The sequence below is a fragment of the Actinomadura sp. WMMB 499 genome, assembly GCF_008824145.1.
Taxonomy (GTDB): domain Bacteria; phylum Actinomycetota; class Actinomycetes; order Streptosporangiales; family Streptosporangiaceae; genus Spirillospora.
The window spans coordinates 8,615,496-8,629,618 of sequence record NZ_CP044407.1 but is presented as its reverse complement, the minus strand read 5'-3'; the positions used below and the strand labels follow the sequence as shown (position 1 = coordinate 8,629,618).

General features: G+C 72.7%; 13 protein-coding genes. 5 read left to right on the top strand and 8 right to left on the bottom strand.

The features are described 5' to 3' along the window. Positions 1-747 carry a CoA-transferase subunit beta gene (locus F7P10_RS39380; protein WP_151017087.1) on the top strand — a complete coding sequence of 249 codons (747 nt, stop codon included), beginning with the start codon at positions 1-3 and terminating at the stop codon, positions 745-747. A 74-nt stretch (positions 748-821) separates the two neighbouring features. Next, positions 822-1,814 carry a nitronate monooxygenase family protein gene (locus tag F7P10_RS39375; RefSeq protein WP_254716852.1) on the top strand — a complete coding sequence of 331 codons (993 nt, stop codon included), beginning with the start codon at positions 822-824 and terminating at the stop codon, positions 1,812-1,814. 60 nt (positions 1,815-1,874) lie between these two features. Here the strand turns inward: F7P10_RS39375 and F7P10_RS39370 are convergent, their stop codons facing one another. The 6 genes from F7P10_RS39370 to F7P10_RS39345 all read right to left on the bottom strand — a co-directional run bounded on the left by F7P10_RS39370 (position 1,875) and on the right by F7P10_RS39345 (position 7,853). Further along, a complete protein-coding gene (locus tag F7P10_RS39370; protein ID WP_151017085.1) occupies positions 1,875-2,882 on the bottom strand; it encodes an aldo/keto reductase in 1,008 nt (335 codons plus the stop codon). 14 nt (positions 2,883-2,896) lie between these two features. After that, complete coding sequence (locus F7P10_RS39365; protein ID WP_151017084.1) at positions 2,897-3,697, bottom strand: SDR family oxidoreductase; 801 nt, start codon at positions 3,695-3,697, stop codon at positions 2,897-2,899. Positions 3,698-3,770: 73 nt separating this feature from the next. Continuing rightward, on the bottom strand, positions 3,771-4,625 hold the full coding sequence (locus F7P10_RS39360) for a helix-turn-helix transcriptional regulator (protein WP_151017083.1): 855 nt from the start codon (positions 4,623-4,625) through the stop codon (positions 3,771-3,773). A gap of 32 nt (positions 4,626-4,657) precedes the next feature. Continuing rightward, complete coding sequence (locus tag F7P10_RS39355; RefSeq protein WP_151017082.1) at positions 4,658-5,854, bottom strand: CaiB/BaiF CoA-transferase family protein; 1,197 nt, start codon at positions 5,852-5,854, stop codon at positions 4,658-4,660. Positions 5,855-5,858: 4 nt separating this feature from the next. Further along, positions 5,859-7,037 carry an acyl-CoA dehydrogenase family protein gene (locus tag F7P10_RS39350; RefSeq protein ID WP_151017081.1) on the bottom strand — a complete coding sequence of 393 codons (1,179 nt, stop codon included), beginning with the start codon at positions 7,035-7,037 and terminating at the stop codon, positions 5,859-5,861. A gap of 72 nt (positions 7,038-7,109) precedes the next feature. Further along, positions 7,110-7,853, bottom strand: coding sequence for a GntR family transcriptional regulator (locus F7P10_RS39345; protein ID WP_151017080.1), 744 nt, complete (start codon positions 7,851-7,853; stop codon positions 7,110-7,112). A 118-nt stretch (positions 7,854-7,971) separates the two neighbouring features. Between F7P10_RS39345 and F7P10_RS39340 the strand changes: the two genes are divergently transcribed. Then, the gene (locus tag F7P10_RS39340; RefSeq protein ID WP_151018594.1) at positions 7,972-9,123 is read left to right on the top strand and encodes an acyl-CoA dehydrogenase family protein; all 1,152 of its coding nucleotides are present in this window, start codon (positions 7,972-7,974) and stop codon (positions 9,121-9,123) included. Between the two features lie 69 nt (positions 9,124-9,192). On the opposite strand, the gene glpK (F7P10_RS39335) is transcribed toward F7P10_RS39340, so the two are convergent. Then, the gene (glpK, locus tag F7P10_RS39335) at positions 9,193-10,719 is read right to left on the bottom strand and encodes a glycerol kinase GlpK (protein WP_151017079.1); all 1,527 of its coding nucleotides are present in this window, start codon (positions 10,717-10,719) and stop codon (positions 9,193-9,195) included. A gap of 27 nt (positions 10,720-10,746) precedes the next feature. Next, positions 10,747-11,514 (bottom strand): IclR family transcriptional regulator, encoded by a 768-nt coding sequence (locus tag F7P10_RS39330; protein ID WP_151017078.1) that lies wholly within the window; start codon positions 11,512-11,514, stop codon positions 10,747-10,749. Between the two features lie 248 nt (positions 11,515-11,762). Between F7P10_RS39330 and F7P10_RS39325 the strand changes: the two genes are divergently transcribed. Together F7P10_RS39325 and glpK (F7P10_RS39320) are read left to right on the top strand one after the other, a co-directional pair. After that, the gene (locus F7P10_RS39325; protein WP_151017077.1) at positions 11,763-12,620 is read left to right on the top strand and encodes an MIP/aquaporin family protein; all 858 of its coding nucleotides are present in this window, start codon (positions 11,763-11,765) and stop codon (positions 12,618-12,620) included. Then, positions 12,613-14,121, top strand: a complete 1,509-nt coding sequence (glpK, locus tag F7P10_RS39320; protein ID WP_151017076.1) for a glycerol kinase GlpK — start codon at positions 12,613-12,615, stop codon at positions 14,119-14,121. The genes F7P10_RS39325 and glpK (F7P10_RS39320) overlap by 8 nt, the downstream gene beginning before the upstream one ends. Positions 14,122-14,123: the final 2 nt, after the last annotated feature.

Sequence of the window (14,123 nt, the reverse complement as noted above, 5' to 3'; positions counted from 1 at the left end):
ATGAGCGAGGCCACCCTGACCGGGGCGACGCGCGCCGAGGTGTGCGCGGTCGCCTGCGCGGAGCTGTTCCGCGGCGACGGGGAGATCGTGGCGGCGGCGGTCGCCGGGTTCGTGCCGATGCTGGGTTCCCGGCTGGCGCGCTCGACGTTCGAGCCGGACCTGCTGACGACCGACGGCGGCCCGTCGCTGACCGCCGACGCCGTCCCGCTGGGCGCGGCGGCGGACGTCGTCGAGGGCTGGCTGCCGTTCCGCGACCACCTGTGGCTGGTGCTGAACGGGCGCCGCCACGTGATCATGGGACCGAGCCAGATCGACCGGTTCGGCAACACGAACATCTCGTGTATCGGCGACTGGGCGCGCCCGTCCCGGCAGCTGCTCGGGGTGCGCGGCGGGCCGGGCAACACGCTGCTCAACCCGACGAGCTACTGGGTGCCCAAGCATTCGGCGCGCGTGTTCACCGAGAAGGTCGACATGGTCAGCGGCGTCGGCACGGACCGGGGCGCGCACGAGCTCCGCGCCGTGGTGACGAACCTGGCGGTGCTCGACTTCGACACCCCCGACCGGCGGATGCGGCTGCGGTCGGTGCACCCCGGCGTGACCGTCGACGACGTCGTCGCCGCCACCGGGTTCGAACTGGCCGTGCCGGACGGCGTCCCCGAGACGCGGCTCCCGGACGCCGAGGAGCTGCGCATCATGCGCGAGGTGCTCGACCCGAAGGGCCTGCGCGAGCGCGAGGTCCCGTCGTGAGCGGGACCGGGCAGGTCCTCGACACGCCGCTGACGCGGCTCACCGGGGTGCGGCATCCGGTCGTCCAGACCGGCATGGGCTGGGTGGCGGGGCCGCGCCTGGTGACGGCGGTCGCGAACGCGGGCGGCCTCGGGGTCCTGGCGTCGGCGACGATGACGCTCGACCAGCTCAAGGCGGCGATCGGCGAGGTCAAGGACCGGACCGACGCGCCGTTCGGGGTCAACCTGCGGGCCGACGCGGGCGACGCGGGCGACCGCATCGACCTCCTCATCAAGGAGGGCGTGAAGGTCGCCTCGTTCGCGCTGGCCCCCAGGAAGGAGCTGATCGCCAAGCTCAAGGACGCGGGCCTCGTGGTGATCCCGTCGGTGGGCGCGCGGCGGCACGCGGAGAAGGTCGCCGGCTGGGGCGCGGACGCGGTGCTGGTGCAGGGCGGCGAGGGCGGCGGGCACACCGGGGCCGTGGCGACCACGCTGCTGCTCCCGCAGGTCGTGGACGCGGTCGACATCCCGGTGATCGCGGCCGGCGGCTTCTTCGACGGGCGCGGCCTCGCGGCGGCGCTGGCGTACGGGGCGGCGGGCGTGGCGATGGGCACCCGGTTCCTGCTGACCTCCGACAGCTCGGTGCCCGAGGCCGTCAAGCGCGTCTACCTGGAGACCGGCGAGACCGTGGTGACCCGGCAGGTCGACGGCATGCCGCACCGGGTCCTGCGCAGCGGGCTCGTGGACGGGCTGGAGTCGTCCGGCCGGGTGGGCGGGCTGGCCCGGGCCCTGCGCAACGGTGCCCGGTTCAAGAAGCTGTCCGGGATGTCGTGGCGCGAGATGATCGCCGACGGCAAGGCGATGAAGCACGGCAAGGACCTGTCCTGGTCGCAGGTGCTGATGGCCGCCAACACCCCGATGCTGCTCAAGGCGGCGATGGTGGACGGCCGTCCCGACCTCGGCGTGATGGCGTCCGGGCAGGTCGTGGGCGTGATCGACGACCTGCCGAGCTGCGCGGAGCTGATCGGCGGGATCGTCGCGCAGGCCGCCGAGGCGATCGCCGCGCAGCAGTCCCACCTCGCCCGTTAGGACGCGCCCGCGCCGCCCGCGCCGCGCGGGTGGCGCGACGTGGGCGGTGCGGGCGGGCACTCAGTACCGGCCGCCCACCGCGGCCGGGAGGGCGTCGAGGCCGGCCAGGTCGGCGGCGGTGAGGTCCAGGTCGGCGGCCCCGGCGTTGTCGCGCAGGTAGCGGACCTTCTTCGTGCCGGGGATCGGGATCACGTGAGCGCCCTGCGCGAGCGTCCACGCGATCGCGACCTGCGCCGGCGTGGCGCCGTGCCGCGCCGCGACCGCCCTGACGGCGTCGACGATCCGCAGGTTCGCCTTCAGCGCCTCCTCCTGGAAGCGCGGGTTGGTGGCGCGGAAGTCGGTGTCCTCGAAGTCCGCGCCGGTGACCGTCCCGGTCAGGAAGCCCCGGCCGAGCGGCGAGAACGGGACGAACGCGGCGCCGTTGGCGGCGCACCAGCCGACGACGTCGCCCGCCTCGGCCGCGCCCCCGTGGCCGTCGCTCGCGGCGCCCGCGCTCCCGCCCGGGGCGCCGAGCGCGTCGCGCGTCCACAGCGACAGCTCGGACTGGACGGCCGCGACCGGGTGGATCGCGTGCGCCTCGGCCGCCTGCGCGACCGTCACCTCCGACAGGCCCAGGTGCCGGGCCTTGCCCGCGGCCACCAGCTCCGCCATCGCGCCCCAGGTGTCGGCGAGCGGCACCTCCGGGTCGACGCGGTGCAGGTAGTAGAGGTCGATGACGTCGGTGCCGAGGCGCCGCAGGCTGTCCTCGGCGGACGACGCGACGTGCTCCGGCGTCGCCTGCCGGACGAGCCGGCGGGTCCCCGGGTCCTCGACGACCAGCCCGGTCTTGGTGGCCAGCACCGCCTCGTCCCGGCGCCCCGCCAGCGCGCGGCCGACGAGCGTCTCGTTGTGCCCGGCCCCGTAGACCTGGGCGGTGTCGAGGAACGTCACCCCGAGGTCGAGCGCCTCACGGAGCAGCGCCACCGACGCGTCGTCGTCCCGCTCGGACTCGGTGTACGCCCAGCTCATCCCCATGCAGCCCAGGCCGACGGCCCCGACGGGCGTGCCCGCGAACTTCCGCTCGCGCATACCGCTCCTCCTCTTCAGGCGACGGCGGCGACCAGGCCGCCGTCCACGATCAGGTCCTGCCCGTTGACGTACGCGGCGTCCGCCGAGGCGAGGAACGCGACCGCGCCCGCGACCTCCTCGGACGTCCCGATCCGGCCGGACGCCACCTGCGCCCGGATCCCGGCCACCGCGTCCGCCGGGACGGCGCCGCGGTACATGGGCGTGTCGATGTACCCCGGGCTCACCGAGTTGACCCGGACGCCCCGCGGCCCCAGCTCCGCGGCGAGCGTGCGGGCCAGGCTCTGCACGGCGGCCTTCGTCGCCGAGTAGAGCGAACCGTTCGGCAGCCCGCGATGCGACGTCCAGGAGGCGTTGATGACGATCGAGGCGTCGTCCGCCAGGAGCGGGAGCGCCTTCTGGATCGTGAAGTAGACGCCCTTGACGTTGGTGTCCATGAGACGGTCGAACTCGTCCTCGGTCGTTTCCGACATGTCCCCGAACGCGGCGATCCCGGCGTTGGCGAAGACGGCGTCCAGCCGCCCGTACCGCTCCCGGACGGCCTCCATCAGCGCGTCCAGGTCCGCGAGGCTCGCCGCGTCGCCACGGACGGCGAGGACCCGGCCGCCCGCATCCGATCCGGCCGAGCCGGATCCCGCCGGGCCCGATCCGGCGGCGTCCAGTTCCTTGGCGGCCGCGTCCAGCCGCTCCCGGTCGCGTCCGGTGACGACGACCGAGGCCCCCTCGTCCAGCAGGCGCCGGGCCACGACGAGGCCCATCCCGCTCGTCCCGCCGGTGATCAGTGCGACCTTGTCCGCAAAGCGTGCGTCGTGTGTCATGCGAACGATCGTGCCGCTCCTTCCGCGAGGGGGGCAGAGTCTGTCCATCGTGGGTCTGCCACCACCACCCTCGTCAGCTCGCGGCGGCGAGCCCCCGCCGGGCCGTCAGCCGCTCGAGACGCTCCCGCGTCCCGGTCCCGGGCCGCGGGTTGTACAGCACGAGTTCCTGTCCGGACCGCTCCTGGAGCGGCAGCACGGTCGCCTCGAAGACCATCTCGCCCGCCTCGGGATGCCCGACGCTCTTGATCGCCTGGGCGTTCGCGCTGACCTCGTGCCGGTCCCACAGTTCGGCGAACTCGGCGCTGACGGCCACCAGATCCGCGGCGATCCGGGCGAACTCGGGGTCGTCGGGGTAGCGCGCCGCGTCGGCGCGGAACCGCCCCACGACCTCGGGCGCGGCCGCCGCCCAGTGCATCTGCTGCGCGCGGTACCGCATGCTCGTGAAGAAGGTGACCAGGCAGTTGTGGTCGGTCTCGCCGTACCCGAACACCTCGCGGGCGGCGTCGTTGATCGCGATGAGGTTCCAGTGCCGCTCGCGGATGTAGGCGGGCAGCGGCGACCACGCGTCCAGCAGCCGCCGCGCCTCCGGCGTGACCGGCGCGGCCGGGCCCGCCGCCGTGCGCGGCGGGTTCAGGCCGGCCAGCAGGTAGAGGTGCTCGCGCTCGGCGCCGTCCAGCCGCAGCGCGCGGCAGATCGCGTCGAGGACGTCCTCGGACACCTTGATGTCGCGGCCCTGCTCCAGCCACGTGTACCAGGACACGCCCACACCGGCGAGGACCGCGACCTCCTCGCGCCGCAGCCCCGGTGTCCGGCGCCGCCCCCCGTCGGGCATCCCGACGTCGGCCGGGGTCAACCTGGCCCGGCGGGTGCGCAGGAAGTCGCGCAGTTCGGCGCGGCGGCGGTCGCGGGCGGCGGGATCGGCGGGCATACCGCCACGATAGCCGCCTCCGGCGGCCCGCTTCAGCCGATGCGTCCGGCGGACCGCAGCCGGGCGATCTCGGCGGCGTCGCGTCCCAGTTCGGCGAGCACCGCGTCGGTGTGCTCCCCGAGCGCCGGGACCGGGTCCATCCGCGGCTCGGCCCCGGCCAGGGTGATCGGCGGCAGGAGCGCCCGGATGTCCCCCACCGGGGACCCGACGTCGCGCCAGCGGTCGCGTTCGGCGAGCTGCGGATGGGCGACCAGGCCGTGCCCGTCGTTCAGCGTCGCGTTCGGGACGCCCGCCCCGTCCAGCCGCCGCAGCAGCTCCTCCCGGCCCAGCCGCGCGGTCACGGACGCGACGAGCGCGTCGACCTTCTCCCGGTTGCGCACCCGCGCCATGTTCGTCGCGTAGTCGGGGTCGGCGACCAGGTCCGGACGGTCGAGCACGCCGGTGGCGAGCGCCGCCCACCCCGAGTCGCTCTGCACGCCGATGACGACGTCGGCGCCGTCGGCCGTCGGATAGGCGTCGTAGGGGGCGATCACCGGATGGCTCAGCGTCGCGCGCGGCGGCACGGCGCCCGTGTACATCGTGGTGTACATCGTCTGGCCCATCCACTCGGCGACCGCGTCGAACATGCTGACCTCGACGGCCGCGCCCTGCCCGGTCGTCCCGCGCCGGACGAGCGCCGCGAGGACGCCCGAGAACGCGTACATCCCGGCGGCGATGTCGGAGATCGGCGACCCCGCCTTCACCGGCGTCTCCGGGGTGCCGGTGACCGAGATCAGCCCCGCCTCGGCCTGGACGAGCATGTCGTAGGCGCGCTTGTCCCGGTACGGACCGCTGGACCCGTACCCGGACATGTCGACGACGATGAGCCGGGGGTCGCGCTCCCGGAGCCGCCCGGCCCCGAAGCCGAGACGGTCCGCCGCGCCGGGCGCGAGGTTCTGCAGGAACACATCGGCGCCGGCGATCAGGTCGTCCAGGATCTCGCGGCCCTCGGGGCTCTTCAGGTCGACCGCGACCGACTCCTTCGAGCGGTTCAGCCAGGCGAAGTGGGTGCCGAGCCGGCCGCGCACGCCCGAGTCGTAGGCGCGGGCGAAGTCGCCGCCGTCCACCTTCTCGACCTTGACGACGCGGGCACCGAGGTCGGCGAGCTGGCGGGACGCGAACGGCGCCGCCACGGCCTGCTCCAGCGCGACGACCGTGATCCCTGCGAGGGGCAGTTCGAGGGGCAGCACGTGCTCAGTCCTCCAGCAGCCGGCGGCCGATGATCATCTTCTGGATGTCGGCGGTGCCCTCGCCGATGAGGAGCATGGGCGCCTCCCGGTACAGCCGCTCGATCTCGAACTCCTTCGAGTACGCGTAGCCGCCGTGGATCCGGAAGGACGCCTCGACGACCTCCTTGCAGTACTCGCCCGCGAGGTACTTCGCCATCCCCGCCTCGAGGTCGTTGCGCTCGCCGGAGTCCTTGCGGCGCGCCGCCATCACCACCATCTGGTGGGCCGCCTCGACCTTGGTCGCCATCTCCGCCAGCCGGAACAGGACGGCCTGGTGCTCGGCGATCGGGCGGCCGAACGTCTCGCGGCGGCGGGCGTAGTCGCGGGCCAGCTCGTAGGCCCGCATCGCGACGCCGCACCCGCGCGCCGCGACGTTCACGCGGCCGACCTCGACGCCGTCCATCATCTGGTAGAAGCCGCGGCCGGGCTCTCCGCCGAGGATCCGCGCGGACGGGATGCGGTGGGAGTCGAAGACCATCTCGGTCGTGTCGACGCCCTTGTACCCCATCTTGTCGATCTTGCGGGGGATCGTCAGGCCGGGCGCGACCTCGCCGAAGCCGGGCGTCTTGTCGACCAGGAACGTCGTCATGCCCCGGTGCCCGGCGTCCGGGTCGGTCTTGACGAGCGTGGCGACGAGGTTCGCGGACGCGCCGTTGGTGACCCACATCTTCTGGCCGTCGACGACGTGGTGGTCGCCGTCGGGGACGGCACGGGTCCGGATCGCGGAGACGTCGGAACCGCAGTCGGGCTCGGACATGGAGAAGGCGCCCCGGATCTCGCCGGCGGCCATCTTCGGCAGGTAGTGGGCCCGCTGCTCCGGCGTGCCGTGCCGGTCGATCATCCAGGCCACGATGAAATGCGTGTTGATGACGCCCGACACGCTCATCCAGCCGCGCGCCAGCTCTTCCACGACGAGGGCGTAGGTCAGCAGCGACTCGCCGAGCCCGCCGTGCTCCTCGGCGATCGTCAGGCCGAACAGGCCGAGGTCGCGCATGCCGTCCACGATCGCCCGGGGGTACTCGTCGGCGTGCTCGAGCTCGGTCGCGACCGGGAGGATCTCCTTGTCGACGAACGCCCGCACGGTCGCGAGGATCTCCCGCTGCTCGTCCGACAGCCCGTGGGTCTGCCGAAGCCGGTCCGCCATCCTCACCTCCACGTCGGCAATTTTTTATACGATATTGGCGGAGATGCCGGAAGGGAAGCCCCGGCGGGGACCTCAGCCGGTTCCCGCGTCGTCCCAGAAGCCCCGCCCCTCCAGGTGCACGACCAGCAGCGTGCCCGCGTGCCGGATGTGGGCGCGCATCGCCTGCCGGGCAGCGTCCGCGTCGCCCGCGCGCAGCGCCGCGAGGACGAGGTGGTGATCGTCCACCGAGGCCTGGCTCCAGCCGTCGATGCTGGAGAAGAAGCGGCGGGGCGCGTACCGCACCACGAGCTGGAGCAGCCAGGACGTCTTCGGCGAGGCCGCGCAGATGTTGATCGACCGGTGGAAGCGGTGGTTGGCCTGCTCGATGCCCTCGGCGTCGCGCGCCCGGGAGGCCTCCTCCAGCCGCTCCTGCGTGCGCGCCAGCTCGGCGAGCACGTCCTCGCCGACCTTCTCGGCGGCGCGGGCGGCCAGCTCGCCGGCGAAGTACGCCTGCGCCTCGAACAGGTCCCCGACGTCCTGCCGCGACAGCGGCGCGGGCATGAACCCACGGCGCGGCACCAGCGTGACGAACCCCTCGCCGCGCAGCGAGAGCAGCGCCTCCCGGACCGGCGTGACGCTGATGCCGAGGTCGTCGGCGACCCGCTCCAGGCGGAGGAACTCCCCGTGCCGCACCCGCCCGGACATGATCAGCTCGCGGACGTACGCGGCGACCTCGTCGCTGAGCTGGCGGCGCCGGCCGAGCGGCCGGCCGCCGGGCGGCGCGTCGCCGGAGAGGGTCTCACCGGGGACGGGCTCACCGGAGATGGACACGGTCATCGCCTCCCGGACGGGGTCTGGTGCACACATTATGGCGGCCCCGCGTTGACAGCGAGGGGTCTCCCTATCAAATATATGAAATAGCATTCTCGGAACGGTGAGGCGGAGAGACGTGGCGATGTACGGACTCGGCGCGGAGGAACGCGCCATCGTGGAGGTCGTCGCGGACTTCGTCGACCGGGAGGTCCGGCCCGCGGCGCGGGAGCTGGAGCACGCGAACGCCTACCCGGAGCGGCTCATCGACCGGATGAAGGAGCTGGGCGTCTTCGGCCTCGCCGTGCCCGGCCCCTACGGCGAGGCGATGGTGTCGAAGTCCTGCTACGCGCTGGTCACCGAGGAGCTGGCGCGCGGCTGGATGACGCTCGCCGGGGCGTTCGGCGGGCACACGGTCGTCTCGCACCTGCTGTCGGTGTTCGGCACGGAGGAGCAGAAGGCCCGGTACCTGCCGCGGATGGCGACGGGCGAGCTGCGCGCCACGATGGCGCTGACCGAGCCGTCCGGCGGCTCCGACCTGCAGGCCATGACCACGGTCGCGCGGCGCGAGGGCGACCGGTACGTCGTCTCCGGCGCCAAGATGTGGATCACCAACGCGCGCCGGTCCGGGCTCATCGCGCTGCTGTGCAAGACCGACCCGGACGCGACGCCGCGGCATCGCGGGATGAGCATCCTGCTGGCCGAGCAGGGGCCCGGCCTCACCGTGTCCCGCGATCTGCCCAAGCTCGGGTACAAGGGCGTGGAGAGCTGCGAGCTGGCCTTCGACGGGTACGAGGCCCCGCTCGACGCGGTGCTCGGCGGCGACGAGGGGCGCGGCTTCGCGCAGATGATGCGCGGGCTCGAGGTCGGCCGTATCCAGGTCGCGGCGCGGGCCCTCGGCGTCGGCCGCGCCGCGCTCGAGGACTCGCTGCGGTACGCGCAGGAGCGCGAGTCGTTCGGGAAGCCGATCTGGGAGCACCAGTCCGTCGGCAACCACCTCGCCGACATGGCCACCGAGCTGCGCGCCGCGCGGCTGCTGACGCTCGACGCGGCGGCGCGGCTGGACGCGGGCGAGCGCTGCGACATGGAGGCGGGCATGGCGAAGCTGTACGCGTCGGAGGCGGCGATGCGGATCGCGCTGAACGCCGTCCGCATCCACGGCGCGGCCGGCTACTCCACCGAGTTCGACGTCGAGCGCTACTTCCGAGACGCCCCGCTGATGATCGTCGGCGAGGGGACGAACGAGATCCAGCGCAATGTGATCGTCAAGCAGCTCGTCGGGCGGCACCGCATCTGACCGGGCGCGTCCGGCCGGGCGCGTCCGGCCGGGCGTGCGCCCGGGGCCGGCACCGGCTCCGGGTCAGGGTCAGGGGCGGCGGGACGGTTCCTCGCCCGCGCGCATCCAGTCGAAGGTGCGCTCGACCGCGCGCTGCCAGTTGCCGTACTCGGCGTCGCGGCGGTCGGCGTCCATGGCCGGGACCCAGCGGGCCGCCCGGTGCCAGTTGCTCCGCAGCCCCTCCAGCCCGGCCCAGTAGCCGACGGCGAGCCCGGCCGCGTACGCGGCGCCGAGCGAGACGGTCTCGACCACCATCGGCCGCGCCACCGGGACGTTCAGCATGTCGGCGACCATCTGCATGAGCAGGTTGTCCGCGGTCATGCCGCCGTCGGCCTTCAGCTCGCGCAGCCCCAGGCCGGAGTCGCGGTTCATCGCGTCGACGACCTCGCGGGTCTGCCAGCCGGTCGCCTCCAGGACCGCCCGCGCCAGGTGCCCCTTGGTGATGTAGGACGTCAGGCCGACGATGATCCCGCGCGCCTCGCTGCGCCAGTGCGGGGCGAACAGGCCGGAGAACGCGGGGACGATGTAGCAGCCGCCGTTGTCGTCGACCGTGCGGGCGAGCGTCTCGATCTCCGGCGCGGTGCCGATCAGCCCGAGCCCGTCCCGGAACCACTGCACCAGCGCCCCGGTGATCGCGATGGAGCCCTCCAGCGCGTACACCGCCGGTTCGTCCCCGATCTTGTAACCGACGGTGGTGAGCAGCCCGTTCTCCGACCGGACGGGCTCCGTCCCGGTGTTCATCAGCAGGAACGCGCCGGTCCCGTAGGTGCACTTGGTCTCCCCCGCCGCGAAGCAGGTCTGCCCGAACAGCGCGGCCTGCTGGTCGCCCAGCGCGGCGGCGACCCGGACCCCCGGGATCACCCGGCCGGCCGTCGCGTAGGTCTCGGCGGACGACCGGATGCCCGGCAGCATCGCCCGCGGCACCCCGAAGAAGTCGAGCAGGCCGTCGTCCCAGTCGAGGGTGCGCAGGTCCATGAGCAGGGTGCGGCCCGCGTTGGTGACGTCGGTGACGTGGACGCCGCCGTGCACGCCGCCGCTCAGGTTCCAGATCAGCCAGCTCTCCATCGTCCCGAACAGCACCTCGCCGCGTTCGGCGCGCTCCCGCAGCCCGGGCTTGTGGTCCAGCATCCAGCGGATGCGCGGCGCGGAGAAGTAGGTGGCCAGCGGGAGGCCGCTGCGCTCGGCGACCATCGCCGCGCGGGGGTCGCGGCCCAGTTCGCCCACCAGGGCGTCCGTGCGGGTGTCCTGCCAGACGATCGCGCGCCCGATCGGCGCACCGGTGAGGCGGTCCCACAGGACGGTCGTCTCGCGCTGGTTCGCGATCCCGACGGCGGCGACGCGGTCGGCGGTGACGCCCGCCTGGTCGAGGGCCTCGGGGGCGATCCGCTCCAGGTTGCGCCAGATCTCCATCGGGTCGTGCTCGACCCAGCCCGGCCTGGGGAAGTACTGGCGGTGCTCGCGCTGCGCGACCGACACCAGGCGGCCGCCGTGGTCGAAGAGGATGCACCGGGTGGAGGTCGTGCCCTGGTCGATCGACATGACGTAGCGTTCGGTCACGGGCGGCACCCCGCCGGGGACCGGCCGTCACCAGCGCGAGCCGCCCACGTCCCGGGAGACGGCGCGGGCCGCGTCGCGCACGAAGGCGACCAGCTCCGGACGCGGCGCGCGGCGGGGGTCGCAGATCCGCTCGACCGCGCCGGAGATGCCGATGGCGCCGACGACCAGCCCGCCGTGCCCGCGGATCGGCGCGGCGATCCCGGCCTCGCCGACCGACAGCTCCTCGACCTCGGCGGCCCAGCCGTTGTCCCGTACACGCGCCGCCGCGCGGGCCAGTTCGCGCGGGTCGGTGATGGTGCGGCGGCAGTAGGCCTCCAGGACCGTGTCCCGGATGGACGCCGCCGCGTTCGCGTCGTGGGCGTGCAGCGCCTTGCCGAGCGCGGTCGCATGGATCGGCAGCAGCGACCCGACGTCCATCGACTGGAGGGTGTCGTCGGGACGGAACACGTGGTGCACGACCAGCACCCGGCCCTCGAGCAGGGTCCCGATGCGGACGGCCTCGCCGCTGCGGGAGGCGAGGGCGTCGGCCCAGTTGATCGCGCGGGACCGCAGCTCGTTGACGTCCAGGTAGCTGGTACCGAGGTGCAGCAGGGCCGCGCCGAGCTGGTACTTGCCGCTGCCCTCGTCCTGCTCGACGAACCCGACCCGCTCAAGGGTGCGCAGGATGCCGTGCGCGGTGCCGCGGGCGAGGCCGAGCGACCCGGCGATCTCGCCCACGCCGAGCCGGCCCGGGCTGGCGGCGAGCAGCCGCAGGATGGCGGCGGCCCGCTCGATCGACTGCACCGGTCCCGGCATGAATCCGATGCTAGATCTCCGGACGATGTGCCGACAATGTCGACAGCCGTCGTCAATGCCGTGACATCCCCCGGTAGCGGCCCGGATTCTGTGATCTGGTGCACCTTCTGGAGGGTAACCTCCGCCGAACGAAGGCGAAAGTGTTCGACATTGTCGGCACACGCCCGTTGTGTGACGTTCGTTCCCGACCTAGCGTCCGGGTCGGCCTCACGGGGCTCGCGTCCAGGACCGCAGCCGAGGGAGCGCACATGGCGCAGAAACCACGGACCCCGACACTTCCACGCACGCCGTCCCCGGCCGCCGAACTCTGCGCGGAGTTCGGCGGCACCATGATCCTCATCCTGTTCGGCGTCGGTGTCGTCGCCCAGGTCGGCGCGGCCGGCGTCGGTGACCACGACAGCATCGCCTGGGCCTGGGGCCTCGGCGTCACGCTCGGCGTCTACGTCGCCGCGCGCATCAGCGGCGCCCACCTGAACCCCGCCGTCACCGTCGCCCTGGCGGTCTTCAAGGGCTTCGCGTGGCGCAAGGTCGCGCCGTTCGTCCTCGCGCAGACGCTCGGCGCGTTCGTCGCGGCGCTGCTCGTCCGCTGGAACTACAGCGAGGTGCTCGCCGAGGCCGATCCCGGCCACACGATCAAGACCCAGGGCGTCTTCTCGACCCTGCCCGGCAACGGCGAGTTCCCGGTGGGCACCTGGGGCGGGTTCCGCGACCAGATCATCGGCACCGCGATCCTGCTCTTCCTGATCCTGGCGCTCACGGACGCGCGGAACTCGCCGCCGCTGGCCAACCTGACGCCGTTCCTCATCGGCCTCGTGGTGGTGGGGATCGGGATGGCGTGGGGCACCAACGCCGGGTACGCGATCAACCCGGCCCGCGACTTCGGCCCCCGGCTGGCGTCCTTCCTCACCGGTTACGGAGGCGCGTGGCGCGACCAGTACGGCCACCTGTACTTCTGGGTGCCGATCGTCGGCCCGCTGGTCGGCGGCGTCCTCGGCGCGGGCCTGTACAAGGTGCTGATCGGACGGTTCCTGCCGCCCGAAGAGGACGAACTGCCCACCAAGCCCGAACCGGAGTACGACACCGGAGGAGAACGCGCGCATGGCTGACTTCGTCGGGGCGCTGGATCAGGGCACGACCAGCACCCGTTTCATGATCTTCGACCACGGCGGCAACGAGATCGCCCGCCACCAACTCGAACACCAGCAGATCCTGCCCCAAGCCGGATGGGTCGAGCACAACCCCACCGAAATCTGGGAACGCACCCGCGCCGTCATCCAGACCACCCTCAACAAAGCCCACCTGCACCACACCGACCTGCACGCCCTGGGCATCACCAACCAACGCGAAACCACCCTGGTCTGGAACCGCCGCACCGGACGCCCCTACCACAACGCCATCGTCTGGCAAGACACCCGCACCGACCGCATCGCCGCCGCCCTCCAGCGCGACGGACACGCCCCCACCATCCGCCACCGCTCCGGCCTCCCACCCGCCACCTACTTCGCCGCCGGCAAAATCCAATGGATCCTCGACAACGTCCCCCAAGCCCGCCACGACGCCGAACAAGGCCAAGCCGTCTTCGGCACCATGGACACCTGGATCCTGTGGAACCTCACCGGCGGCCCCCACGGCGGCGTCCACACCACCGACGTCACCAACGCCTCCCGCACCATGCTCATGAACCTGGAAACCCTCGACTGGGACGAGGAACTCCTCGCCCTGTTCACCATCCCCCCCGCCATGCTCCCGGCCATCGCCCCCTCCTCGGTCCCCGACCCCTACGGCACCACCCGCGCCCTGGACGGCGAAATCCCCATCACCGCCATCCTGGGCGACCAGCAGGCCGCCACCGTCGGCCAGGTCTGCTTCGCCCCCGGACAGGCCAAAAACACCTACGGCACCGGCAACTTCCTCCTGCTCAACACCGGCCACCAACTCATCCGCTCCCAAGCCGGCATGCTCACCACCATCTGCTACCAATTCGGCGACAACAAACCCGTCTACGCCCTCGAAGGATCCATCGCCGTCACCGGCTCGGCCGTCCAATGGCTCCGCGACCAACTCGGCATCATCTCCGGCGCCGCCCAATCAGAAAACCTCGCCCGCCAAGTCGACGACAACGGCGGCGTCTACTTCGTCCCCGCCTTCTCCGGCCTGTTCGCCCCCTACTGGCGCTCCGACGCCCGCGGCGCCATCGTCGGCCTGTCCCGCTACAACACCAACGCCCACCTCGCCCGCGCCACCCTCGAATCGATCTGCTACCAGACCCGCGACGTCGTCGAAGCCATGCACACCGACTCCGGCGTCACCCTCGACACCCTCAAAGTCGACGGCGGCGTCACCGCCAACGAACTGTGCATGCAACTCCAAGCCGACATCCTGGGCGTCCCGGTCTCACGCCCCGTCGTCGCCGAAACCACCGCCCTGGGCGCCGCCTACGCCGCCGGCCTGGCCACCGGCTTCTGGACCGGCACCGACGAACTCCAAAACAACTGGAACGAAGACAAACGCTGGGAACCCACCTGGGACGAGGAACGCCGCGCCGAGGGCTACGCAGGCTGGAAGAAAGCCGTCGAACGCACCTACGGCTGGATCGACGTCGACTGACG